22 protein-coding genes and 1 riboswitch are annotated in these 22,969 nt (G+C 74.4%); of the genes, 11 read left to right on the plus strand and 11 right to left on the minus strand.

Annotated features, from left to right (window positions below):
* The coding region (locus RM446_RS22530; RefSeq protein ID WP_311547418.1) for a GMC family oxidoreductase at positions 1–785 on the plus strand (785 nt) is incomplete at its 5' end.
* Between the two features lie 320 nt (positions 786–1,105).
* Here the strand turns inward: RM446_RS22530 and RM446_RS22535 are convergent.
* Positions 1,106–2,131, minus strand: coding sequence for a LysR family transcriptional regulator (locus RM446_RS22535; protein WP_311547419.1), 1,026 nt, complete (start codon positions 2,129–2,131; stop codon positions 1,106–1,108).
* A gap of 81 nt (positions 2,132–2,212) precedes the next feature.
* Between RM446_RS22535 and RM446_RS22540 the strand changes: the two genes are divergently transcribed.
* The 6 genes from RM446_RS22540 to RM446_RS22565 all read left to right on the plus strand — a co-directional run bounded on the left by RM446_RS22540 (position 2,213) and on the right by RM446_RS22565 (position 7,402).
* On the plus strand, positions 2,213–3,244 hold the full coding sequence (locus RM446_RS22540; protein ID WP_311547420.1) for a DMT family transporter: 1,032 nt from the start codon (positions 2,213–2,215) through the stop codon (positions 3,242–3,244).
* 335 nt (positions 3,245–3,579) lie between these two features.
* Positions 3,580–3,744 (plus strand): hypothetical protein, encoded by a 165-nt coding sequence (locus tag RM446_RS22545; RefSeq protein ID WP_311547421.1) that lies wholly within the window; start codon positions 3,580–3,582, stop codon positions 3,742–3,744.
* Entirely contained in the window at positions 3,744–4,475 is a 732-nt protein-coding gene (locus RM446_RS22550) for a FadR/GntR family transcriptional regulator (protein WP_311547422.1), read from the plus strand. The genes RM446_RS22545 and RM446_RS22550 overlap by 1 nt, the downstream gene beginning before the upstream one ends.
* Complete coding sequence (gene dgoD / locus RM446_RS22555) at positions 4,472–5,617, plus strand: galactonate dehydratase (protein WP_311547423.1); 1,146 nt, start codon at positions 4,472–4,474, stop codon at positions 5,615–5,617. Before RM446_RS22550 ends, dgoD begins: the two co-directional genes overlap by 4 nt.
* Positions 5,618–5,837: 220 nt before the next feature.
* Positions 5,838–6,812: a sugar kinase gene (locus tag RM446_RS22560; RefSeq protein ID WP_398695739.1), complete on the plus strand. Its 975-nt coding sequence runs from the start codon at positions 5,838–5,840 to the stop codon at positions 6,810–6,812.
* 41 nt (positions 6,813–6,853) lie between these two features.
* On the plus strand, positions 6,854–7,402 hold the full coding sequence (locus RM446_RS22565) for a bifunctional 4-hydroxy-2-oxoglutarate aldolase/2-dehydro-3-deoxy-phosphogluconate aldolase (protein ID WP_311547467.1): 549 nt from the start codon (positions 6,854–6,856) through the stop codon (positions 7,400–7,402).
* A gap of 29 nt (positions 7,403–7,431) precedes the next feature.
* On the opposite strand, the gene RM446_RS22570 is transcribed toward RM446_RS22565, so the two are convergent.
* The 10 genes from RM446_RS22570 to RM446_RS22615 form a co-directional block, all read right to left on the minus strand.
* Positions 7,432–7,806: an MmcQ/YjbR family DNA-binding protein gene (locus tag RM446_RS22570; protein ID WP_311547425.1), complete on the minus strand. Its 375-nt coding sequence runs from the start codon at positions 7,804–7,806 to the stop codon at positions 7,432–7,434.
* Between the two features lie 114 nt (positions 7,807–7,920).
* Positions 7,921–9,159 carry a D-mannonate dehydratase ManD gene (gene manD, locus RM446_RS22575; RefSeq protein WP_311547426.1) on the minus strand — a complete coding sequence of 413 codons (1,239 nt, stop codon included), beginning with the start codon at positions 9,157–9,159 and terminating at the stop codon, positions 7,921–7,923.
* Between the two features lie 147 nt (positions 9,160–9,306).
* Positions 9,307–10,077: an HAD family hydrolase gene (locus RM446_RS22580; protein ID WP_311547427.1), complete on the minus strand. Its 771-nt coding sequence runs from the start codon at positions 10,075–10,077 to the stop codon at positions 9,307–9,309.
* A gap of 451 nt (positions 10,078–10,528) precedes the next feature.
* On the minus strand, positions 10,529–11,215 hold the full coding sequence (locus tag RM446_RS22585; protein WP_311547428.1) for a helix-turn-helix domain-containing protein: 687 nt from the start codon (positions 11,213–11,215) through the stop codon (positions 10,529–10,531).
* 298 nt (positions 11,216–11,513) lie between these two features.
* Positions 11,514–13,247: a sensor histidine kinase gene (locus RM446_RS22590; protein ID WP_311547429.1), complete on the minus strand. Its 1,734-nt coding sequence runs from the start codon at positions 13,245–13,247 to the stop codon at positions 11,514–11,516.
* 136 nt (positions 13,248–13,383) lie between these two features.
* Positions 13,384–14,574: an Acg family FMN-binding oxidoreductase gene (locus tag RM446_RS22595; RefSeq protein WP_311547430.1), complete on the minus strand. Its 1,191-nt coding sequence runs from the start codon at positions 14,572–14,574 to the stop codon at positions 13,384–13,386.
* A complete protein-coding gene (locus RM446_RS22600) occupies positions 14,571–15,311 on the minus strand; it encodes a CBS domain-containing protein (RefSeq protein WP_311547431.1) in 741 nt (246 codons plus the stop codon). Before RM446_RS22600 ends, RM446_RS22595 begins: the two co-directional genes overlap by 4 nt.
* A gap of 62 nt (positions 15,312–15,373) precedes the next feature.
* Positions 15,374–16,231, minus strand: coding sequence for a CBS domain-containing protein (locus RM446_RS22605; RefSeq protein WP_311547432.1), 858 nt, complete (start codon positions 16,229–16,231; stop codon positions 15,374–15,376).
* A gap of 340 nt (positions 16,232–16,571) precedes the next feature.
* Entirely contained in the window at positions 16,572–17,468 is an 897-nt protein-coding gene (locus RM446_RS22610; protein WP_311547433.1) for a universal stress protein, read from the minus strand.
* A 145-nt stretch (positions 17,469–17,613) separates the two neighbouring features.
* A complete protein-coding gene (locus RM446_RS22615; protein ID WP_311547434.1) occupies positions 17,614–18,288 on the minus strand; it encodes a response regulator transcription factor in 675 nt (224 codons plus the stop codon).
* A 385-nt stretch (positions 18,289–18,673) separates the two neighbouring features.
* Positions 18,674–18,856: riboswitch (cobalamin riboswitch) on the plus strand.
* 31 nt (positions 18,857–18,887) lie between these two features.
* On the opposite strand from RM446_RS22615, the gene RM446_RS22620 reads away from it, so the two are divergent.
* The 4 genes from RM446_RS22620 to RM446_RS22635 are packed head-to-tail and all read left to right on the plus strand — an operon-like array spanning position 18,888 to position 22,902.
* A complete protein-coding gene (locus RM446_RS22620; protein WP_311547435.1) occupies positions 18,888–19,928 on the plus strand; it encodes an ABC transporter substrate-binding protein in 1,041 nt (346 codons plus the stop codon).
* A 3-nt stretch (positions 19,929–19,931) separates the two neighbouring features.
* Positions 19,932–21,011, plus strand: a complete 1,080-nt coding sequence (locus RM446_RS22625) for a FecCD family ABC transporter permease (RefSeq protein WP_311547436.1) — start codon at positions 19,932–19,934, stop codon at positions 21,009–21,011.
* A complete protein-coding gene (locus RM446_RS22630) occupies positions 21,008–22,063 on the plus strand; it encodes a FecCD family ABC transporter permease (RefSeq protein ID WP_311547437.1) in 1,056 nt (351 codons plus the stop codon). The genes RM446_RS22625 and RM446_RS22630 overlap by 4 nt, the downstream gene beginning before the upstream one ends.
* Before the next feature lie 32 nt (positions 22,064–22,095).
* On the plus strand, positions 22,096–22,902 hold the full coding sequence (locus tag RM446_RS22635; protein ID WP_311547438.1) for an ABC transporter ATP-binding protein: 807 nt from the start codon (positions 22,096–22,098) through the stop codon (positions 22,900–22,902).
* Positions 22,903–22,969: the final 67 nt, after the last annotated feature.

Below are 22,969 nucleotides of genomic sequence, written 5' to 3' on the forward strand. Positions count from 1 at the left end.
TCGACACCCCCCGCCTGCTGCTGCTGTCGGGGGTGGGCCCGCCCGAGGACCTGCGCGCGGTCGGTATCGAGGCCGCCCACGCGCTGCCCGGGGTCGGCGAGAACCTGCTCGACCACCCCGAGTCGGTAATCATGTGGGAGACCGCCCGCGAGGTGCCCGAGACGACGGTCATGCACTCCGACGGGGGCCTGTTCGTGCGCCGCGACGCGGCCGACGAGCGCCCGGACCTGATGTTCCACGTCTACCAGGTGCCCTTCGACGACAACACCGCGCGGTTGGGCTATGACTCGCCGGGTCCGCGCAACGCGATCTGCATGACGCCCAACGTGCCCCGCGCGCGCTCGCGCGGCAAGCTGTGGCTGGTGGATGCGGATCCGGCGGTCAAGCCCGCGCTGGACTTCCGCTATTTCACCGACCCCGGGGACTACGACGCCCGCACGATCGTGGACGGGCTGCGCATCGCCCGCGAGATCGCCGCCACCGAGCCGTTCCGGTCCTGGATCGCGCGGGAGGTGGCGCCGGGTCCGGCGCTGACGGGGGATGCGGAGTTGTCGGAGTACGGCCGGCGGGCGGCGCACACGGTCTATCACCCGGCGGGTACGTGCCGGATGGGGGCCGAGGACGATCCGGGGGCGGTGGTGGATCCGTGCCTGCGGGTGCGGGGGCTGTCGGGGTTGCGGGTGGCGGATGCGTCGGTGTTTCCGACGATGCCCTCGCCCAATCCGATGGTCACGGTGCTGACCGTGGGCGAACGCGCCGCCGACCTCATCAGGTCCGACAACTGAGGATCGCACCGCGGACGGCGGACCGCCACTGAGAGGGCGATCCGCCCGATACCTGCCGCCCTGCCCCGCCCCTGCACGCCGACGCGCCGCCGCGGGTCGACGACGAGCCGACCCGGCTGGGCCGGTCGCTACGCGCTCCGATCCCGGCCCTCACCGACTGGGCCGAGCAGCGCGCGGGCGAGATGGTCGACCTTCGGTAGGCCTACGACGCGGCGCGGGGCGTGAGCGGGGTCGGCCGGGTCGGCGGCGCGCCCGGTGTGCCCGGCGGTCGCCCGCAGTCCAGGTGGGTCGGCGCCGCGCGGCCGCACGCGGCGCGTGCGTCAGTCCGCCGCACTGTGCGCCGTTTCCGGGAGCCGCGGGGAAGCCGATCGCGCAGGCGGGGCCGGGGCGGAGCCCGCGCCAGCCGCGGGCCGCCGGACGCCGCCGGGGTCCGTGCCGCTTCTGGTGCCGCCCTGCCGCGCCGCTTCCGCGACTTCGCGGAGCACCGTGAGTGCCGTGCGCGCCGCCGGGGTGTGCTCGACGGCATCGTGCACCACCGCGTGGATGGACCGGAGCGGGGTCGGGCGGACGACGCGGACGCAGGCGGCGCCGTCGGGGAGGTGCGCAGCGCCGAGCGAGGGGAGCACCGTGACGCCGATCCCGGCCTCGACGAAGGCGAGAGCGGTCGGGTAGTCGTGGGCCTCGACGTGGAAGGCCGGGGTGAAGCCCGCGGCCGTGCAGGCTTCGACGAGGTTGGCGCGGCACCAGCCACGGGCGAAGTCGTTGTCGATCCAGCGTTCATCGGCCAGCTCGGCCAAGTCGACCTCGTCCCTGCCCGCGAGGGGGTGCTCCCGGGGCAGCACCGCGACGTAGGGGTCGTCGAGCAGGTGGTGGGCGGTGAAGCCCGTCCCGGGGACGAAACCGGACCGCGCCACGACCACCTGCACGTCGGCGCGCTCCTCGTTGGAGTCGGGGATGTGCTCGCGGAGTTCGAGGGCCAGCTGCACGCCCGGGAGGTCGGTGTTCAGCCGCCGGACCACGTGCGGCATCCACGCGGCGCCCACCGACGCGAAGTAGGCGATGGACAGCGAGCCGGTTCGGCCCGAGCGCAGGGCCGCCACCAGCGACTCGGCCTCGCCGAGCCGGGCGAGCACCCGGTCGGCTTCGGCGGCCAGGGCGTGCCCGGCGGCCGTCGGCCGCAGCCCGCGGCCGGCCCGCGTGAACAGGGTGAGGCCCGTCTCCCGCTGCAGTGCGGTGACGTGCTGGCTGACGGCCGAGGGCGTGTAGCCCAGGTTGGTGGAGGCCGTCTGGACCGATCCGGAGGCGACGACGGAGCGGAAGATCTGGAGCCGGTGGACGTCAAGCATGGAGCGAATATACAGCAGAACTGAAGTGTCATGAAGAAATAATCGCTGGTACTGAATCGTGCGGCAGGTGAGAATCGCTGTATGACACAGCAGCACACTCCCGAGATCCCCACTCACAGGCCGGCTGAGAGCGCCACCGCGCCGCCCGCCGCCCCCTCCTCCGCGCAGGCGCCGGATCGGCGCGCCGGGCGCCCTCCCTCCTGGACGATCGTCTGCGCCGCGGGGATCACCGTTCTGCTGTGGGCGTCGGCGTTCGTCGGTATCCGCTCCGCCGGACACGACTTCTCGCCCGGCGCCATGGCGCTCGGCCGCATGGTGGCCGCGGCCCTCACGCTGAGCGTGTTCGCGGCGGTCGCCGCCGCGTCCGCCCGGTACCGGACCGCGGAGCGAGCGACCGCCGAGTCGGCCGCGGAGCCCGCCTCCTTCCGCGCCCTGCCCCGGGGCCGCCTGCTGGGGCTCATCGCGCTCTGGGGCGTGGTCTGGTTCGGCGGCTACAACGTGGCCCTCAACGCCGCCGAGCGCCTGGTGGACGCCGGGACGGCGGCCCTGCTGGTGGCGACCGCGCCCATCCTGGTCGCGGTGACCGCCGTCGCCGTCCTGGGTGAGCGGCTCACGAGTCGGCTCGGCATCGGTGTCGCCGTCGCGTTCGCCGGTGTCGCACTGATCGCCGTCACGGGTTTCACCGGCCGGGTGGACGGCGTCGGCGTCGCGCTGGCAGTCCTGTCCGCGGTCCTGTACGCCTTCGCCGTACTGCTGCAGAAGCGCCTCCTGGCGCGCGTGGAGGCGGTGACGATGACGTGGCTCGGAGCACTGGCCGGGACCGCGGCCCTGCTGCCGTTCCTTCCCGCGCTCCTCAGCGAACTGGCCGCGGCGCCGGCGGCCTCACTGGCGGCGGTGCTCTACCTGGGTGTGTTTCCGACCGCGGTCGGTTTCCTGACCTGGGGCTACGTCCTGTCGTACTGGACCGCGGGCCGCACCATCGCCGCGACCTACCTGGTGCCGCCGGTCACGGTGGCACTGTCGTGGACGCTCCTGGGCGAGGTTCCGGCCGTTCTCGCCCTCCTCGGCGGCGCCTTCTGCCTGGCAGGCGTGGTCCTGGCCACCCGCCGCTGACCGGGCCCGCCCGGACCGGCAGGCGGCCACTCGGAGGCCCGCGACCGGGCGCGGCGCGCGGTGCAGCCGAGCGACATCGCCGCGCACCGGGCGCTGAGCCGATACAACGCAGGTGTCGCCGCGTCCCCGGCGCCACGGGCGGTCTCGAACGCCCTGCGGCGTATCGCTCGGTGACGCTGGCACACTGGTTCCCCTTCGACGCGGGCGATCCTAAAAATGATTAATTAGTATTTTTCGTTGACGCCATGCGCCCTCGGTGGCATGCTCTGTGCCAGTCAGAACCGCTATCCGTCCAGGTGAGGCGGTCGGCTGTTCGCTCGGGGAGGTGCACCACGGTGGAGACCGCACCCGCTTGCGCGCCCTCGTCGGGCCTGTCGGCCTCCTGGGGGCGCCGGCCGCCGGCCGACCTCACCGGTGTGTTCCCGGGGCTGCGCGCGTGCCGGGAGGACTCGGCCGAGCCGCGCGGCCCGGTGGCGCCGGCCTCCTCGGTGCACGCCTGATGGCCGCCTACTCCGAACGCGGGGTCCACGGCCAGACCGTGCAACTCCTGGGGGAGCGGGTGCTCTCCGGGCGGCTCGCCGAAGGGGAGACGATCGACCTGGCCGTGCTCAGCGGCGAGCTCGACCTGAGCCTGACCGCCATCCGGGAGGCGATCAGGGTGCTGGCAGCCAAAGGACTGGTGGGGTCGCGCCAGCGCAAGGGCACCTTCGTGCGGCCCCGGGCCGACTGGAACCTGCTCGACCCCGACGTCGTCAAGTGGCAGATCGCCGCCGGGGCGGGCGACACGTTCTTCCGGAACCTGGCCGAGCTGCGCGGCGCCCTGGAGCCGACCGCGGCCCGGCTGGCGGCCGCCCGGCGCACCGGGCGCGACGTCGAGGAGCTGCGCGCGGCGGTGCGGGCCATGGCCGACACCCGCGGGTCGCCACCGGAGGAGGCCGCCGCCGCGGACCTGCGCTGGCATCGCGCGCTGCTGGCCGCCACCGGTAACGAGCTCTACACCCGCACCGACATCTTCCTCGCCGCCGGTCTGGTCGAGCGGGACCGCCTGGTGCACGCCGCGGACCCCAGGGACCCGGTCCCCAGCCACACCCGCGTCACCGAAGCCGTCGCGGCCGGCGACCCCGCCGCTGCCGAGAGCACGATGCGCGCGCTGCTGGACCAGGCGGAGGAGGACCTGTTCCGCGCCACAGACGAGGGCGCGCACGACGACGGACCGGAGAGACCCGCATGAAGATCACCCGTATCGAGACCTTCCTCGTCGCCCCGCGGTGGCTGCTGTGCCGCGTGGAGACCGACGAAGGGCTCGCCGGGTGGGGCGAGCCGGTGGTGGAAGGCCGCGCCGAGACGGTGCGGGCCGCTGTCGGCGAGCTGTCCGACCTGCTGATGGGCGAGGACCCCGCGCCGATCGAACACCACTGGCAGCGGATGACCAAGGCCGCCTTCTACCGGGGCGGGCCGGTGCTCTCCAGCGCGGTGGCCGGGCTCGACCAGGCCCTGTGGGACCTTGCCGGCAAGCGGCTGGGCGTGCCGGTGCACCGGCTCCTGGGCGGGCCGGTGCGCGACCGCGTGCGCGTCTACGGCTGGGTCGGGGGCGACGACCCCGCCCGGTTGCGCGACGCAGTGGCGGCCCGGGTCGAGTCGGGGCTCACAGCGGTGAAGATGAACGCGGCCGGGGTGGTGAGCCGCTCGCCCACCGTCCGCGAGATCGACGGCGTCGTGGAGCGTCTGTCCCAGGTCCGGGAAGTCCTGGGGGACGACCGCGACGTTGCGGTGGACTTTCACGGCCGGTTCACCGCCGCTGCCGCCCGCCGCGTCCTCCCGCTGCTGGAGCCCCTGCGGCCCATGTTCGCCGAGGAGCCGGTGCTGCCCGAGTTCGGGCACCTTCTCGAGGCCGTGGTCCGCTGCAGCCCGGTGCCCGTCGCCACCGGCGAGCGCCTGTACTCGCGCGGCGACTTCCTGCCCGCGCTGCAGGCCGGGATCGCCGTGGCCCAGCCCGACCTCTCGCACGCCGGAGGGGTGTCCGAGGTCCGCAGGATCGCCGCGCTGGCCGAAACCTACGACGCCCTGGTCGCTCCGCACTGCCCCCTCGGCCCGGTCGCGCTGGCGGCGAGCCTGCAGGTCGCCTTCGCCACTCCCAACTTCCTCATCCAGGAGCAGAGCATCGGGATCCACTACAACCGCGGCGCCGAGCTGCTGGACTACGTGCTGGACACCGGGCCCTTCGGCTTCGCCGACGGGGCCATGCACCGCACGGACGCCGCCGGCCTGGGCATCGAGGTGGACGAGGACGCGGTGCGCACGGCCGACCGCGCGGGCCACCGCTGGCGGCCTCCGGTTTGGAGCCACCGCGACGGATCGTTCGCTGAATGGTAGGAGGATCGTTGGATACGTCGGCGGGACCGCGGATTCAGCAGCGGTTCGAGCTGGGGGAACGGCTGCGGTGGTCCGCACCGGGTCGGGCGGGGAGCGGTCTCCCCGGCGGCCGGCTGGGCGCCGCGGCCGCCGGGGCGCCCGGCCCTCCCGTGCGCCCCCGGCCCTCCGCGGCCTTCGGCGGGGCCGCGTGAGGGGCCCGGTCGCGTGCGTCGGCGAGACCATGGCGCTGCTGGTCCCGAGCGGCCCGCTCCCGCTGGAGGAGGCGCCGCACGTGTCGGTGACCGCCGCCGGGGCCGAGTCGAACGTCGCTTGCACCCTGGCCGGGCTCGGGCACTCCGCGGCCTGGGTGAGCGCGGTGGGTGACGACCCCTTCGGCCGGGTCGTCACCCGGACCCTGGCCGAGCGCGGTGTGGACGTTTCCGGTGTGCGGGTCGACCCCGACCGCCCCACCGGGCTGCTCGCCAAGGACCCCCGCCCCTCGGGCAGCACCGTCCACTACTACCGGTCCGGGTCGGCGGCCTCGGCCCTGGGGCCCGACACCGCCGACACGCCCGCGGTGCGCGGCGCGGGGCTGGTGCATCTGTCCGGGATCACGCCGGCGCTGTCGCCGGCGTGCGGCGCCCTGGCCGAGCGGCTGCTCACCGGTCCCGCACCGCCGGTGAGCTTCGACGTGAACCACCGCGCCCGCCTGTGGCCCCCGGGGAGGGCGGCCGGGCGCCTGCTGGAGTTGGCGCGGCTCGCCGACGTGGTCCTGGTCGGCCGGGACGAGGCCGAGGAGCTGTGGGGCACCGCCACCGCTCCCCAGGTGCGCGCACTCCTTCCGGAGGTTCCGCGGCTGGTCGTCAAGGACGCCGAGCGCGGCGCGACCGAGTTCAGCGGGGAGCGGGCGGTCCACGTCCCCTCACCGGCGGTGGAGGTGGTCGAGCCCGTCGGTGCGGGAGACGCCTTCGCCGCCGGGTACCTGGCGGGCGGCCTGCGCGGACTGGACACGGCGGGCCGCCTGCGCCTGGGGCACCTGTGCGCCGGGCGCGTCCTGCGGGTGGTGGGTGATCTGGCCGCACCGCCGCGGGACGGCCAGGGCGAGGCCGTGCTGGTTGAGCCGCACGAGCGCCGGGGCGATCGGGCACCGGCCCAGCCGGCGCCGGCGGGTGAACGAGAGGAGGAACCGTGGCGGACGCAACGAGGGAAGGCGTGAGCGGCGGCGGGTTCGCAGGGCTCTTCGGCGGCGGGCGGGTGATGGCCATCCTGCGGGGACTGCCGCCGGCGGACACGGTCGCGCTGGCCGCCCGGGCGTGGGATCTGGGAATCGGCGTCGTGGAGGTGCCCGCCCGCGATCCGCGGGGGATGGAGGCGCTGCGCGCGACCGTGCGGGCGGGCGCGGAGCGCGGAGTCCCGGTGGGCGCGGGCACGGTCGTCGGCCTCCGCCAGGTCCGCGAGGTCGGTGCGTGCGGAGCCGCCTTCACGGTGGCGCCCGGGTTCGACCCGGAGGTCATGGCCGCCTCGCAGGAGGCAGGTATGCCGCACCTGCCGGGCGTGGCATCGCCGACCGAGGTGCAGGGCGTCATGCGCGCGGGAGGGCGCTGGGTGAAGGCGTTCCCGGCGTCGGTCCTGGGCCCGGACTGGATCAGGGCGCTGCACGGCCCCTTCCCGGACCTGCGGGTGGTGGCGACCGGAGGCGTCGACGGCCGCAACGCGCGTACGTTCCTGGACGCCGGAGCCGACGTGGTCGCGGTGGGGTCGGCGCTCGGCGACCCCGACCAGATACCGCTTCTGAGCGGCCTGTGAACCGGCGCCCGGCGCCGCAGGCGCCGGGCTCAGCTCCGGTTGAGCAGGCCCCCGGGAACGAGGAGCGCGGCCTCGTGCTCGTCCAGGAGGTCCTGCGGGGCGGTGAGCAGCCACGCCTCCGTGACCAGCTCGGCCAGCTCGTCGAGGGCTATCGCGTCCAGCTGGACGACGACCCATCCGTAGCCGCCGGCGGTGAACTGCTCCTCGAAGACCGCGGGGCGCTCGGCCACCAGGGCCTGCTGCTCGGCGACCGTCTGCTTCAGACCGACTGTGCGCGTGCGTTCCCAGAGGAAGCCGAACCCCTTGCCGTGCACCTTGAACGAGGTCCAGTCGCGCGCCTCGCCCTGCTGGACCGAGGGCAGCGCGCCGACCAGGCGCAGGAAGTCGTCCACATCGGCGGCCATACCCCTATGGAACCACGCCCGGACGACGAAAGCGGATGCTGCACGCGTTTCGGGGACGCGCCGTGCCCGCGGAGCGCGGGACCGGCAGCGGCGGCCGCCACCGCCGGCGGAGCCTCACCAGTCGTGGATCGTGCCGTCGGCGAGCCGGTTGTAGGGCAGGTACGCCTGCGCGTAGGGGTACCTGCCCGCCTCGTCGGCGTCGAGATCGACGCCCAGGCCCGGCTTGTCGCCCGGGTGCAGGTAGCCGTCGCGCCAGCTGAACGACTGCTGGAACACCTGGTCGGTCCGGGCGCCGTGCTTCATGTACTCCTGGATGCCGAAGTTGTGGATCGACAGGCCGAGGTGCATCGCCGCCGCCATGCCGACCGGCGAGACGTCGGTGGGGCCGTGCATGCCCGACTTGATCTGGTACTGGGCCGCGTAGTCGAGCACCTTCTTCAGGTGGCTGATGCCGCCGGTATGGGTGACGGCGGAGCGGACGTAGTCGATCAGCTGCTCGCGGATGATCTGCTGGTAGTCCCACACCGAGTTGAAGATCTCTCCGACCGCGAGCGGGGTCGTGGTGTGCCGGCGCACGAGGCGCAGCGACTCCTGGTTCTCGGCGGGGGTGACGTCCTCCAGCCAGAACAGGTCGTAGGGCTCCAGCGACCGGCCGAGCCGGGCCGCCTCGATCGGCGCGAGCCGGTGGTGCGCGTCGTGCAGCAGCGGCGTCTCGGGGCCGAACTCGCTGCGCACGGCCTCGAAAACTCCGGGTACGTGCCGCAGGTAGCTCCGTGTGTCCCAGTCCTCCTCTGCGGGGAGGGAGCCCCGCTGGGCCGGCTCGTGATCGTAGCGCACGCTCTTGTCGGCTCGGCGCGTCTCGTTTGAGGCGATGCCGTAGATCGACTTCAGGCCCGGCACGCCCGTTTGCACGCGGATGGCGCGATAGCCCTGCTCCCGGTGGTCGCGGACGCTGTCGAACAGCTCCTCCAGATCCCGGCCCGACGCGTGGCCGTAGGCGAGCAGGCCCTCGCGCGAGGCGCCGCCGAGAAGCTGGTACACGGGCAGCCCCGCGACCTTGCCCTTGATATCCCACAGAGCGGTGTCGACGGCGGCGATCGCCGCCATCGTGACCGGCCCCCTGCGCCAGTACGCGCCGCGGTACAGGAACTGCCAGGTGTCCTCGATGCGGCTCTCGTCTCGGTCGATCAGCAGCGGCACGACGTGGTCGCGGAGATAGGCGACCACCGCGGACTCGCGCCCGTTGAGGGTCGCGTCCCCGAGGCCGGTGACCCCGTCAGCGGTGGTCAGCTTCAGGGTCACGAAGTTCCGGTCCGGGCTCGTGACGATCACTTCGGCGCGTGTGATGGCCATGTCTTCCTCGCCGTACGGGGATGGGTGGGGCGGGCGCGGCCGTGCGGGCCGACTGCCGGGTGGGACGGCAATACTCTCATCGCCGGTTCGGGGGACGGACGGCGGCGGTGCGCTCGCCGCCTGTGCCGAGAGCGGGCGGGGCAGCGGTCACCGCCGCACCCCCGCCACCGCCAGCTCCGCCGGGTCGGAGACCACCACGCCGGCGCCGTGCGCGAGGAGCTCCGCGGCCTGCCCGGACCGGTCCACCCCGACCACCAGGCCGAAGCCGCCGCGCGCGCCCGCATCGACCCCGGCCAGGGAGTCCTCGACCACGGCTGTGCGGGCGTGAGGCGCCCCCATACGACGGGCCGCCTCGGTCAGCAGCGCGGGATCGGGTTTGCCGGGAAGCCCCAGCCGCTCGGCGTCGCCGCCGTCGACCCGCACGTCGAAGAGGCCGGCGGCACCGGCGGTCTCGACGATCGCCGCGCAGTTGCGGCTCGCCGAGACGATCGCCGTCGCGATTCCCGCGCGGCGCAGCGCCGCGAGCAGCGCCAGCGTCGACGGGTAGGCGGTCACGCCGTACGTGCGCACGTAGTCCAGGAAGTAGCGCTCCTTGCGGTCCCCCAGCGCCGCAACGGTCATCGCCCGCGCGTCGGCGCCGGGACGCTCCTCGGGCAGCTCGATTCCGCGCGAGGCGAGGAAGGAGCGCACGCCCTCCAGCCGCGGGCGGCCGTCGACATGAGCGAGGTAGTCGCCGCGCAGCTCGAAGGGTACGAACGGCCCGCCGGCGGTTCTGGAGCGCGAGCGCAGGAAGTCGTCGAAGGTCCTCTTCCATGCGGCGGCGTGGACGGAGGCGGTGTCGGTGACGACCCCGTCCAGGTCGAACGCCGCCGCCGCGAACTCCTCGGCCGCGATCACCGCCTCACCCGCGTGCTCCACGTCGCCTTCTCTCGCCCGGGCGCCGACGGGCGGACGCCGGTCCCGGCTCCGCTTCCGGCCCTTCGCGCGCCGGTTCCGCTCCGGCCCCGGCCGTCCGGTCCGCGGGACCGCGGAGCGCGCGCCGCGTGCTGTAGGGCGGAGGGACGCCGCCGGCAGCGCCGTCCCTCGGTACTCCCCGGTCCGCTGACGCCGTTCGGGTCTGCGGGGCTTCGCGCTCCTTACCGCCCACCCTCCTCCGGCGCCCGTGCCGGCGGCAGAGGCGGCCTGCCCGCGGCCGCGCGGGCTTCCTGCCCGCACGTGGAGGACCTCCGTCCCGCCGACCGCGACCTCCGGTACGCGCGGCTGCTCGGACGGCGCTCCGCATCACCAGCGGTTCGGAGCCAAGGCCTCCTCAGAGCCGCGACGCGGTCCCGCCGGACGCATCACGGGGCGGGGGAGCCGCCGCGTCCCGCTACGTCCGGTCCTCCCCGAGTGCGCGGCGCCCGCCGACGCGGCGCCCGGTGATCCGCTCGGCGTCGATGCGGATCCAGACGTCGCGTTCACCGCCGGCCCAGGGCCGCACGGTGTGGTGCTCGCGCAGGGCCGCCAGTCGGGCGTCGTTGACGATGGCGGCGCGGCCGGTCGCGAGCACGCTCCAGCCCTCGCTGGTGCCGCCGTCGATCCGGTCGACCTGGAAGCTCATCGGTCCGGGGGTGTGGCGGGCGATGACTCCGTCGGCAGCGGTGCGGAAGACGACCGCGCCTTCGCTGAGGGTGTAGTTGACCGGCAGCACCGCGGGGGAGGTGCCGGCGGCTTCGGTGAAGGCGGCGCGCCCCACCCCGCCGGGTGCGATCAGCTTCAGGCACTCCTCGGTGCTGAGCGGCCGGATCCCGGGGTCGGGCTCCGCGGTCGCCGCGTGGCCGGGCGGGGTCTCGGTGTCGGCGCCCAGCAGCTGCGCCGGGGAGGTGCGCAGGGCCTGCGCCAGGCGGTAGAGCGACTGCCGGCTGAGGCTTCCGGGGTGCTCTTCCAGGTAGGCCACGTAACCGGGGTCCATGGAGGCGGACTCGGCCACCTGGTCGTGCGAGAGTCCCAGTTCGGCGCGGCGCTGCGCGACACGGCGCCCGAGGTCGCCCCCGTCGCCCTGGTGCGGTTCCTTCATCGCTCTGCCCTTCCGTTCGCTCTCGGCGCAGGTCATCGTGCCCCGCTTCGCGCATCGTCACGCGCCGGGCGGGTGACGGCCAAGGGGCGTCGGTGCCCTGGTCCCGGGGCGGAGGTCCCGCCGCGGGCGTCCACGGGGCGAGCTCCGGGCCCTGCCGCCGGACGGTTGGCGGCGGAGGTGTCGCCGGGCCGCTGGCGGGATCGGTGAGCCGGTCGGTGCCGCACCGCTCCCCACGTCCTGGTCCAAGCGGCCGGCCCATGCCGGGGCGCCGACGACCGAGCGGCCGCGGCGCGTCCCCTCAGCCGAGGCCGTCCTCGTCGACGGGCGCCCGCCAGGACAGCCGGGAGCCTCCGCCGGGCCGCCGGCCCGTCTCGAACGCGCCCCCGCAGAGAGCGGCGCGATCGGCGAGGTTGGCCAGTCCGCTGCGGCGGCCCTCCTCCTCGGCAATGCCCACGCCGTCGTCCTCCACCTCGACGGAGATGCCGCCGTCGTCGTCGACGACGACGCGGATCTCCGCACGCGAAGCCTCGGCGTGGCGAGCGATGTTGGAAAGCGCCTCGCCGATCACCGCGAGCACGTGCTCGCCCACGTCGTCGGGAACCCGGCTGTCGATGGGGCCCTCCAGCCGCAGGTTCGCGGTGAACCCCAGCGGCTCGGTGGCGGCGCTGACCGCGTCCAGGATCTGGTTGCGCAGCCAGCGGCGGTCGTCGCCGACCTGCTGGAGGGCGAAGATGGTCGAGCGGGTCTGGCGGATGGTGTCGTCCAGGTCGTCCACCGCCTGCTGGACGCGCTGCGCCGACCCCGAATCGTCGATCCGGTTGACGCAACCCATCAGCGACATCGCGATCGCGAACATCCGCTGGATGATGACGTCGTGCAGGTCCTTGGCGATGCGGTCGCGGTCCTCCAGGACGCTGAGCCGCTCGGCGTCGCTGCGTGCGTCGGCCAGCTCCAACGCCAGTGCCGCGTGACCGACGAAGGTGTGCAGCATCCGTACGGTCGTCGGGGTGAACGGCCCCGAGCCCGCTATGCGTCCCAGCACGAGCACGCCCCTGGCCGTCTCGCCCGTGCCCAGGGGAACCAGCAGAGCCGGCCCCAGGCCCAGCCCGTCCAGCAGGGGCGCCGACTCGTCGCCGGACCGGCCGAGATCGGTGATCACGGGCGCCTCACTGCGGAACGCCCGCCCGGTCAGCGTGCCGTGCGTCGGGGTGGAGCGTCCCCGGATCCGTTCTGCGTCGGCGCCGTCGGCCACCCGCACGGCCAGTTGCCGGCCTTGCTGCTCGGGTGCGGCGATGGCCACCAGCTCGGCGCCGGACATGCGGCGCGCCCGCTCCGCGATCAGGTGCAGCACCTCGTCGGTGTCGGCGCCGCGCAGCAGCCGTGTGGTGATCTCGTCGGAGGCGCCCAGCCACAGCTCCCGGCGGCGGGTCTCCTCGTAGAGGCGGGCGTTCTCGATGGCCACACCCGCCGCGGTCGCCAATGCCACCACGATGGCCTCGTCGTCCTCGTCGAAGTCGGCGCCGTCGGCCTTCTCGGTCAGGTAGAGGTTGCCGAAGACCTCGTCGCGCACCCGGACCGGGACGCCGAGGAACCCCCGCATGGGCGGGTGCCCCCGCGGGAATCCGCGGGACTCGGGGTGCTCGGCCAGCTCGCGCAGCCGCAGCGGGCGCGGCTCCTTGATCAGCAGTCCCAGGACGCCGCGGCCCTCGGGCCAGTGGTCGATCGCGGCGATCTGCTCCTCGCCCAGGCCCACCGGGATGAACCGCTCCAGTTCGCCGTCGTGGCCGACGACGCCCAGAGCGCCGTAGCGGGCGTCGACCAGGTCCATCGCGGCCTCGACGATGCGGCGCAGGAGCGTCTCCAGATCGAGTCCCGTGCCGATCATGACGACGGCGTTGAGCAGGGAGTGCACCCGGTCCCGTGTCAGCATGACCGCGCTGAGGCGGGTCTGCACCTCCGCGAGCAACTGGTCGAGCTGCGTCTGCGGGATCAGGACCGGGGTCGGCTCGGTGTGGGGATTCTCGCCGGACAAGAGTCACCTCCGAGGCCCGGAACGGCTCGCTGCGCCGGCGGGCTTACTCTCCTCCGACTCTACTGAGGTCGTCGGCTGCCCGGAACCGCTTTCGGGCCGAGATCGCAACGAACGGTGATTCGGAGGTGATGCGCCGTCATCGCGGCGGTGCCGGATCGGTGCGCACGGAACCGTGCGGGAGGGTGCGCCCGAGGCGCAGGACCATCTGGGGGTGGGCGCCCTCGCAGTACCTCTCGGCCATGAAGGCCCGCAGCGCCGGCTCCTCCAGAGGCTGGGTGTGGAACGCGGCCGAGACCTCCTCCACCGCGGCCGCGAGCAGCACGCGTTCCAGGGCCTGCCCGGCGGCCATCCAGGCGTTGCGCGTGTCCTCGGCCGTGGTCAGCAGGGCGACGGTGCCGGTGACCGCCCCCGGGGAGTCGAGCATGCCGCGGATGCGGCCCTGCCCGTAGTCGCGCCCCGGGAACAGGGCGCCGTCAGCGTCCGCGTCGCCGGGGAAGTCCTCCGCCCGGACCCCGTCGGAGGCCGGGCTGCCGACCGGGCGCACCCAGCCGGCCAGCTCGTCGGCGCGCGGGCGCTCGTAGCGGTGCAGGTGCTCCGCGGCGGCGACCAGACCGGCGAGCGAGCGGACGAGCGGTTCGGAGAGCAGCGGCAGCAGCGCCGCGCCCTCGGCGGCCGCGGCGGCGCCCAGCTTCCGCACGAGGGCGACGTCGTCGATGTCGGCGGCGAACAGTCCGCGGTGGGTGCGGCGGCGGGTGATCGCCGCACCCTGCGCCCGGGCCTCGTCGTCGGGTCCGCCCGCGCGGCCGATCGCGACTTCGGCCAGCCGCCCCGGCCGGTCGGGGTCGGGCAGGACCGTGGCCTCGGGGACCATGCCCTCGGCGCGCAGCGCCACGCGGATGTTGTAGAGCGCCGCTCCGCAGCTGATCACCAGTTCCCGGGCCTGCGGGTCGGCCGCATCCAGGCGCCGCTCGGAGTCGGCGACCACCGCGATGCGGTCCCCCTCGTCGCTGAGGACCCAGGGGCGGGTGTTGCATACCGACGGCGCGCGTTCCCCGGCCTGTAGCGCGGCGCGCAGCGGCCGGTGCTCGGCGGGGCGGAGGTCGCGGATGTCCATGATGGTCAGCTCCAGCGGTTCGCGGTGTCGGCGTTCGGGCGAGGACGGGGCCGGATGCGGTCCGAGTCGGCCGGGGCGGCGCGCGGTGGGACGCGAGCGGTCGGGATCGCCGAGCGCGCCGCGGGCGGCGGGGCGCTGTCGCAGCCCCGGGTGGGACCGCGTGCCCTCGCCCCCGGATCCGTTCTCCGAGGGCGAGCGCAGCGGTTTCCTCACAGCCCTGCGTAGGGCATCAAGAGGTCGTCGACGTGCCAGCTGATCCTGTTGTCGACGGAGACGACGCCCTCGATGCGGTTGACCAGCCGGGCCAGGGTGTGGCCTGTGCTGCGGTGGTGAACCGACCCGGTCAGCTCCACCCGCCCGTCGTCGACCGAGGCGGTGATGTCGGTGCTCTTCATCGCGGCGGTGATGTCGGTGCCCTTCATCGCGGCGGCGAGGTGGTCGATCTCGGCCTGGACGGCGGCGGCGATCGCTTCGTCGTCCTGCAGGAACACCCGCAGCAGGTCGCGGCGGCCGACCATGCCGACCAGGGAGCCCGCGGCGTCGACCACGGGCAGCCGCTTGACGCCGCGGCGCTCCATCAGCCGGGCGGCCTCCACGACTCCCGCGTCGGGGGAGACGGTGACCGCAGGGCGGGTCATCAGCTCTGCGGCACTGGTGGCGACGGCCTTCTCGTCGGCGCGCTCGACCAGCACCCCGGCGCCGGCAAGCCGTGAACGCAGCCGGGCGCGCAGCGGCGGCCGGTAGTTGTTGTCGCGGTCGGTGTCCTTGAACTCCTCCTTGTGCAGGAGGTCCTCCTCGGAGACCACGCCGACGACGCCGCCCTCGGAGTCGAGGACCGGCAGGGCGCTGACACCCTGGTCCAGCAGCGCCTGCGCTATGTCCTTGTAGCCGGTGTCCTCGGTGACCGAGGCGACCCCGGTCGTCATGACGTCGGCGACCGTACTTCGCATCGTCTTCTCCTGTTCTGTGTGCGCTTGTGAGCCGCGCCCGCGGCGGGCGCGGCCGGGGCCGTTCAGACCGCGCGCGGCGAACTGCTCGCGGGGTCGGGCCGTCCGCGCCGGCCGGGCTCGCCCGACGGCACGAACTCGATGGAGCGGACGCCGGGAACGGTCTGCTCCAGCGCCTCGATGGCGCGGCGGGTCCGGGCGTCGGCGGTGCCGGCCACGAGGACCTCGCCGTCGCGCACGCTCACCTCCAGGCCCTCGGCGTCGGGAGCGCTCCGGCCGATGGCGGCGCTCACGTCGGCGCTGACGTCGGCGTCCGGGCGCAGCATGAGCAGCATGACGTCGCGGCGGCGCACCAGGCCCACGACCGCACCGGCGCGCAGTACCGGCACGCACCGGACGCGCGTCTCGAACATGCGCCGACACAGCTCGCAGGCGTCCTGGTCCTCAGCGGCGGTGACCGCAACGCGGGTCATCGCCGAACCGACCCGGTGGGGTCCGCGCGAGGGCGGGGCGTCCAGGCCCCGGGCGTAGCCGCGGTGGTCGGCCTCCAAGCGGTCGGCGAGCAGGTCGCCCTCGGTGAGGATGCCCAGCAGTTCGCCGTCGTCCCCCGTGACGGGGGCGCTGTCGCAGCGGGCTTCGGCCAGTAGCCGAGCCGCCTCGCGCACCGGGGTGTCTGCGTCCAGCACCACTTCCGGGGGCGACATGATCGCGCCTACCTGCATCGTCTCCGCCCCTTCCTTCGTGGCCGCGGCCGCCGGTGCGCCGCCTCGGCGCCCGTCCGATCCGCCGGGGCGGACTCCGCCCCGGGGTGTGAGCCGTTCGACGGCTGCGGCGAGTTCGGCCGCGGTGCTCTCCAGGTGCCGGACACGGGCTTCCAGGACCGCGATCTGCGGCGGGGCGTAGTCTTCGCCGATCTGGCGCATCGTGTGCCTTCCGTGTCCGTGCGGCGGTCTGTCGGCGGCGGGTGCCGGTGCTGCGGCTCGCGCACTGCGCGCCCGGCGGTCGTGCCGACGCTTGGAACTGCGGCTGTGCTCGGTTGCGTCGTGCGCCGCCCCGCCGCTGTCTCTGCTGTTTCCAGACTCCGCCGCGGAGCGCGCCGTCGACAGTGCCCACGGGCCCGTCGGGGGCGGACCTTCGGCCCGGAGGGCGGCGGCCTCCCGGCGGCCCCCGGGGCGCCCGCGGGGGAGCGGACACGGGAAAGGGGGCCGCCGCATCCCGGGATGCGGCGGCCCCCTTCGCCCCGGCGGCGGCCCCGACGCGGTCTCAGTGCTTCTCGGCCCGCAGGACAGCCACCGGTACGGCGCTGTGGGAGAGCACCGACTGGCTCACCGAACCCATCAGCATCCCCGTGAAGCCTTCGCGGCCGCGGCTGCCCACCACCAGGAGGTCGGCGTCCTCGGCCGCGTCGACCAGTACGCGGGCAGGGTGGCCGCCCTCGACCACCTCTTCCACGTCGACCTGCGGATAATGCTCCCGTCGGCCCGCGAGCGACTCCGACTGCATGCGGCGGGCCTCCTCCGCGGCCGCCGCCTCCTCGGCGGAGTCGAACGCGTAGCGGGCCGGCACCTCGAGTGAGCCCAGGCGTCCGCTGGAGACCCGTGCGTGGACGGTGACGGCGCGCAGCGCGGCACCGCGCTCGGCGGCGGTGGCGAACGACCACGCCGCCGCGGCCCGCGCGGCGGGTGATCCGTCGAGGCCGACGACGACGCGCCCGACGTCCGGTTTCGGTTCGCGGTCGGGCACCACGACCACGGGGCAGCGGGCGGTGGCGGCCAACTCCATCCCGGTCGAGCCCAGCAGGACCGCGCGGAGCCGGCTGCGGCCGCGCGAGCCGATGACGGCCAACTCGGCCTCGGCCGCCGCCAGAAGCAGGATCGGTGCGGCGTCGCCGACCTCGAACTCCGCCTCGGTCCGCAGGTCCGGCGCCCGCTCGAGTGCCCGGCTGCGGGCGTGCTCGACCACGCGTCGGGCGAAGTCCTCCATCGAGAAGTCCGGGATCCCCGCGGGCACCGTATGGTAGACGGGCCAGTCGAAGGCGTAGACGATGCGCAGCCGCCGGCCGCGCCGCAGTGCCTCGTCCGCCGCCCAGTCGAGGGCGCGCAGGCTGCCCTCCGTCCCGTCGACCGCTGCCAGCACCGGCGCGCCTGTTTCCTCACCCATCGCCGTCTCCCGCCCTCGACTGAGGTGTCAGAACCGACGCTAGGCAGGCGGCACTGCCGGGAGGCAGCGGCCGAAGTCCGCGGACGGAGGGCCGTGTGTCCGCGGAGGGCGGGACTTTCGGCCCGGCCGGGGACCCGGGCCCGGGTCAGTCCGAGCCGCGGCGGCGGGGCTCCTGCGACTTCAGCTGCGCGGCGTAGGCGGCCGCCTGGGTGCGGCGCTGCATCTCCAGCTTCGACAGCACGCTGGAGACGTAGTTCTTCACCGTCTTCTCGGCCAGGAAGATGCGCTCGCCGATCTGGCGGTTGGTGAGGCCCTCGCCGATCAGCGCGAAGATGCGCCGTTCCTGCTCCGAGAGCGCGGCCAGCGGATCCCTTCGCTCGGCGTCCTCGCGGATGCGCCGCATGATCCGGGCCGTGCTGCGCGGGTCGAGCAGCGACTCGCCGGCTGCGACCGTGCGGATCGCGCCCACCAGGTCGGAGCCGTGGATCTGCTTGAGCACGTAGCCCGAGGCCCCGGCCATGACCGATTCGTAGAGCGCGTCGTCGTCGGCGTAGGAGGTGAGCATCAGGCAGGCCAGCTCGGGCAGGCGGGAGCGCAGGTCGCGGCAGACCTCCACACCGCTGCCGTCGGGCAGGCGGACGTCGAGCAGCGCCACGTCGGGCCGGCTCGCGGGGATGCGCGCGAGAGCCTCGGCCGCACCGGCGGCCTCGCCGACCACCTCGATGTCGGGCTCGTCGCCGAGCATCGCGGCGACCCCGCGGCGTACCACGTCGTGGTCGTCGAGGAGGAACACCCGGATCGGGCCGTCGGTCCCGGCCATGGCAGGTCACCTCATTCCGCTGCGGCGGCGCCGCGAGAACCCGCGGCGCGGTGCGCGCCGCACTCGTGACCGCGCACGCCTGTCGTGTCCTGGGGTGCTCCTACCCGCGCACGCCGCCGGTTCCACCCGCCGGGCAGGGCCCGACGGGCAGTGGTGCACCGCCGCACCTTCGCGACGAGCGGATCCGCACGTCCGCGAGCGTATTCCGGCGGTCACCGCCCGCCCAGCAGGGGACGGCGGCTCCGACCGGTCGGGATCTCCGGCGCGGGGCGCCGACCGCCAGGCGAAGCCCCTGGGGGACACCGGGCCTGCCCCCTGCCCCCTGCCCCCGTGCCGAGCCCGCCTACGGTCGCTCCCGGGTCCGAGCCGATCGAGGGCGGCGTGCTAGCGTCGGCGGCGCCGTGGTGAACGGGAATTCCGGTGTGAAACCGGTGCGGCCCTCGCCACTGTGATCGGGAGTGCTGTGTCGTTCGCCCGAACGAGCCACTGGGGTGCAAACCCTGGGAAGGCAGGACACAGCGCGTATCCACCCGTCAGCCAGGAGACCGGCCACGGCACCGCACGACCCGATTCCACGAGGACCTGGAAAAGGCGGTCTCATGGCCCCCGTATCTTCATTCCCCCGCCGTGCCGCGTCCGCGCTGGCCGGCGCCTTCCTGATCGCCGGCTGCGGCGCTCCCGCCCCCGAGCAGGCGGCGGGCGAGGACGCCCTCACCCGGACCAACTGCGGCATCGACGTCGCCGTAGGCGCGCCCCCCGAGCGCCTCTACGCCGCCTACCAGCCCGGCATCGAGGTCGCCCACGCCCTCGGCCTCAGCGACCGGCTGGTGGGCACCGCATTCCTGGACGCCGAGGTGCTGCCCGAGTACGCCGACGAGCAGGCCGAGGCCGAGTACGTGCCGACACTCCCGAGCAGGGAGGGCCTGCTGGAGACCGAGCCCGACTTCGTGATCTCCGGTTACAACGGGTTCTTTGCCGAGAACAGCCCGGACCGCTCGGTCGGCACCCGCGCGAGCCTGCGCGAGCTCGGCGTCCAGAGCTGGATCCTCAGCCCGCTGTGCCCCAGCGAGGACGGGCTGACCGACCGGGCGATCGACCCGGGGTCGGTCCGGGTGGGCAGCGTCTACCGGGACCTGCGCGACCTCGGGGCGCTGTTCGGCGCCGAGGAGAACGCCGAACAGGTGATCAGCGACATGCGGGAGCGAATCTCCGCCGTGGAGGAGCAGGTGGAGGGGGCCGAGCGCCCGTCCGTGGCGATCGTGTCACCCGGGGAGGACGGCGGCTACCGGGTGGCGAGCGGAATCGACTTCGGCACCCGGATCATCGAGCATGCGGGCGGAGTCAACGCCTTCGCCGATCTGACCGAAAAGCGCAACGTCGACGTCGGCGTGGAGGAACTCGTCGAACGCGACCCCGACGTCATCCTCACCGACGCCTGCTGCGACGCCGGGTTGACCACGCAGGACGCCGAGGACGAGGTCCGGGCGATCACGTCGGATCCGGCGCTGGAGGGGGTCACCGCCGTCGCCGGGGGCGACGTCCACCCCTTCCTGTTCGCCGACCGGGCGGCCGGGGTCCGGGCGGCGCACAGCATCGAGTTGGTCGCCGCCCACATCCACCCGGACCTGGTCGAGCAGTAAGCCGTGACCGGTGCGACCGCGCCACCCGGGAATCGACACGCAACGGCCCTCCCGGCCCCCGGCGAGCCCGGCCGGGGACTGCTGCCCGGCCGCGCCGGCCGGGCAGCGGGCCTGGTTCTGGCCGGGCTCGCGCTGGCGGCCGCGTGCGCTCTGTCGCTGGTCACGGGCAACTACACCCTCTCTTTCACCGACGCGGCCTCGGCCGTGGCCGCGCCCGCCGGAAGCGAGGCCGACCGGATCGTATGGCACGTGCGTGTGCCCAGAACCGCGACCGGGGTGCTCGCCGGGATCGGCCTGGGCATCGCGGGCGCTGTGATGCAGGGACTGACCCGCAACCCGCTGGCGGGGCCGGGCATCCTCGGTGTCAACGCCGGTGCGGCGTTCGCAGTGGTGGTGGCCATGTCCGTCTTCCAGGTGGGCGCCCTCACCGGCTACCTGTGGTACTCCTTCGCCGGTGCCGCGCTGGCCGCGGTCTTCGTCTACGCGCTCGGCTCACTGGGCACCGGCGGCGCGACGCCGGTGAAGCTTGCCCTGGCCGGCGCGGCGCTCAGCGCCATGGTCGGATCCGCGACCACGGCCATCACCCTCCTCGACGCCTCCGCACTCGACGACTTCCGTTTCTGGGCCGTGGGTTCGCTCACCCGCGCCGACACCGGGCAGCTGCTCGTGGCCGCTCCGGCCGTCCTGATCGGCGCCTGCCTGGCGACGGCGGTCCGCCGGGAACTCAACACGGTCGCCCTCGGCGAGGACATGGCCCGCAGCCTCGGCACGCGGCTCGCGTCGACACGTGCGCTCGCCGCAGTCTCGGTCGTGCTGCTGGCCGGAACCGCCACGGCGATCGCCGGGCCGATCACGTTCGTCGGGCTCGTTGTACCGCACATCGCGCGGGCGCTGACCGGGCCGGACTACCGGTGGATCATGCCCTGGTGCGTGCTGCTGGCACCGGCCGTGCTCGTGCTCGCCGACGTGCTCGGCCGGGTGCTGATCCGACCCGAGCAGCTGCAAGTGGGCATCGTCACGGGGCTGATCGGCGCGCCCTTCTTCGTCCACCTGGTCCGCAGGCGGAAGCTGGCCCAGCTGTGATCCCCGGAGACCGCGACGCACTCGTGCTCCGCGGCCCGCGCGCCCGCGTCGCGTTCCGGCTCGGGCGCCGGTCCACCGCCCTGGCGGCGGCCGTCTGGCTGCTGGCCGGCGGCGTCGCCGTGCTGTCGCTGACTCTGGGCCGGTTCGACATCGGGGTCACCGGCGTCCTGCGGGTGCTGGGCGGGGGCGGCTCGCTCATCGAGTACGACGTGGTCGTGCGCAACCGGTTGCCGCGCGCCCTCACCGGCCTCGGGGCGGGAGCCGCCTTCGCCCTGTCGGGGGCCATCCTGCAGCGGATCGCCGCCAATCCCCTGGTCAGTCCGGACGTGATCGGCGTGAACGCCGGAGCTGCCTTCGGTGCTCTGACGGTACTGACCGTGTACGGCGGCACGGGACTGCACACGGCCGCCGGCGCGCTCGCGGGGGCTGCGGCGACTGCCGGGGCGATCTTCGCGCTGTCGGCCAGGCGCGGTCTGAGCGGCTACCGGCTCGTGCTGGTCGGCGTCGGCGTCGCGGCCATGCTGACCTCGGCCGTGTCCTTCCTGCTCACCCGGACGGACTACCACCGCGTGCTGGCCGCGTCCGCCTGGCTGACCGGAAGCCTCGCGAACCGCAGCGGCCTGCACGTCGCGATCGTCACTGCGACCCTCGCGGTCGCCGTTCCGGTCCTGGTCGTGCTGGCGCGCCGGATCAGGCTGCTGGAGCTCGGGGACGATCTGGCCGGCATGCTGTCCGGGCGCACCGGAAGCGGCAGGCTCGCCCCCGCGGCCGTCGCCGTCGTGCTCGCCGCCATGGCCACGGCGGCGGCCGGCCCCATCGGGTTCGTGGCGCTGGTGGCGCCCCAGATCGTCCGCAGGCTGCTCCCCGACCGCGGGGCCCTCCTCGCGCCCGCTGCGGCCCTCGGCGCCCTGCTCGTCGTCGCCGCCGACCTTGCCGCCCGGCTGCTGTTCACCCCGGTGGAGCTGCCCGTGGGCGTGATGACGGGCGTCCTGGGAGCACCGGTGCTGCTGTACCTCCTCGCCCGCGCCAACCGGATCGGACACACAGGATGACGCGTTCACCGACCCCGTCCACCCCGGCGACGATGCCGACCACGCCTACCCAGGCGACAGCGCTGGCCGCCGCCGGCCTCAGCCTCGGCTACCGGTCGGCGGGAACGGTCGTCGACCGGGTCTCGCTGACCCTGCCGCCCGGAAAAGTCACGGCGGTCGTCGGTCCCAACGGATGCGGAAAGTCGACCCTGCTGCGGGGACTGGCCCGGCTGGTCGCGCCGCGGGAAGGCACCGTGCTGCTGGACGGCGCCGACGTCTCCCGGCTCCCTGCCAGGAGCCTGGCCACGCGCCTGGGCCTGCTGCCGCAGCAGCCGGTCGCTCCGGACGGCATCACGGCCGCCGACCTCGTCGCGCGGGGGCGACACCCCCACCAGCGCTGGTTCCGCCAGTTCACCGACGCCGACGCCGAGGCGGTCTCCGCGGCGATGTCGGTGACCGGCGTGACCGAGCTCGCCGAGCGGCCGCTCGACGAGCTCTCGGGAGGCCAGCGGCAGCGGGTGTGGATCGCCCTGGCGCTCGCCCAGGACCCCGACGTGATGCTCCTCGACGAACCGACGACCTACCTGGACCTCGCGCACCAGGTCGACGTGCTGGAACTGCTCACCGACGTGAACCGGCGGGACGGCCGCACGATCGTTCTCGTCCTGCACGACCTCGACCTCGCCGGCCGCTACGCCGACCACCTGGTCGTCATGGAGGACGGGGGTGTCGCGGCGCAGGGGTCGCCGCAGGAGGTCGTCACCGCCGAGACCGTGGAGGCCGTGTTCTCCCTGCCGTGCGTGGTGATCAGCGATCCGCTCACCGGCACGCCGATCGTGCTTCCCCGGCCCCGCCGGTAGCCGGCGCGCGTGCGACGTCCGGCGAGCGGCGGTCGGGCGCGTCGCCGCCGAAGCGGTGCCGCTCCCC

Source organism: Streptomonospora wellingtoniae (genome assembly GCF_031845375.1).
Taxonomy (GTDB): Bacteria; Actinomycetota; Actinomycetes; order Streptosporangiales; family Streptosporangiaceae; genus Streptomonospora; species Streptomonospora wellingtoniae.

What these genes read in the sequence shown, in the direction of transcription:
- RM446_RS22565 (WP_311547467.1), top strand. Translation starts at nt 6,854, where the DNA reads ATGGCCATCCTGCGGGGACTGCCGCCGGCGGACACGGTCGCGCTGGCC.
- RM446_RS22535 (WP_311547419.1), bottom strand. Translation starts at nt 2,131, where the DNA reads ATGCTTGACGTCCACCGGCTCCAGATCTTCCGCTCCGTCGTCGCCTCC.
- RM446_RS22560 (WP_398695739.1), top strand. Translation starts at nt 5,838, where the DNA reads ATGGCGCTGCTGGTCCCGAGCGGCCCGCTCCCGCTGGAGGAGGCGCCG.
- RM446_RS22610 (WP_311547433.1), bottom strand. Translation starts at nt 17,468, where the DNA reads ATGGGTGAGGAAACAGGCGCGCCGGTGCTGGCAGCGGTCGACGGGACG.
- RM446_RS22635 (WP_311547438.1), top strand. Translation starts at nt 22,096, where the DNA reads ATGCCGACCACGCCTACCCAGGCGACAGCGCTGGCCGCCGCCGGCCTC.
- RM446_RS22585 (WP_311547428.1), bottom strand. Translation starts at nt 11,215, where the DNA reads ATGAAGGAACCGCACCAGGGCGACGGGGGCGACCTCGGGCGCCGTGTC.
- dgoD (WP_311547423.1), top strand. Translation starts at nt 4,472, where the DNA reads ATGAAGATCACCCGTATCGAGACCTTCCTCGTCGCCCCGCGGTGGCTG.
- RM446_RS22570 (WP_311547425.1), bottom strand. Translation starts at nt 7,806, where the DNA reads ATGGCCGCCGATGTGGACGACTTCCTGCGCCTGGTCGGCGCGCTGCCC.
- RM446_RS22600 (WP_311547431.1), bottom strand. Translation starts at nt 15,311, where the DNA reads ATGCGAAGTACGGTCGCCGACGTCATGACGACCGGGGTCGCCTCGGTC.
- RM446_RS22615 (WP_311547434.1), bottom strand. Translation starts at nt 18,288, where the DNA reads ATGGCCGGGACCGACGGCCCGATCCGGGTGTTCCTCCTCGACGACCAC.
- RM446_RS22620 (WP_311547435.1), top strand. Translation starts at nt 18,888, where the DNA reads ATGGCCCCCGTATCTTCATTCCCCCGCCGTGCCGCGTCCGCGCTGGCC.
- RM446_RS22550 (WP_311547422.1), top strand. Translation starts at nt 3,744, where the DNA reads ATGGCCGCCTACTCCGAACGCGGGGTCCACGGCCAGACCGTGCAACTC.
- RM446_RS22540 (WP_311547420.1), top strand. Translation starts at nt 2,213, where the DNA reads ATGACACAGCAGCACACTCCCGAGATCCCCACTCACAGGCCGGCTGAG.
- RM446_RS22605 (WP_311547432.1), bottom strand. Translation starts at nt 16,231, where the DNA reads ATGCGCCAGATCGGCGAAGACTACGCCCCGCCGCAGATCGCGGTCCTG.
- manD (WP_311547426.1), bottom strand. Translation starts at nt 9,159, where the DNA reads ATGGCCATCACACGCGCCGAAGTGATCGTCACGAGCCCGGACCGGAAC.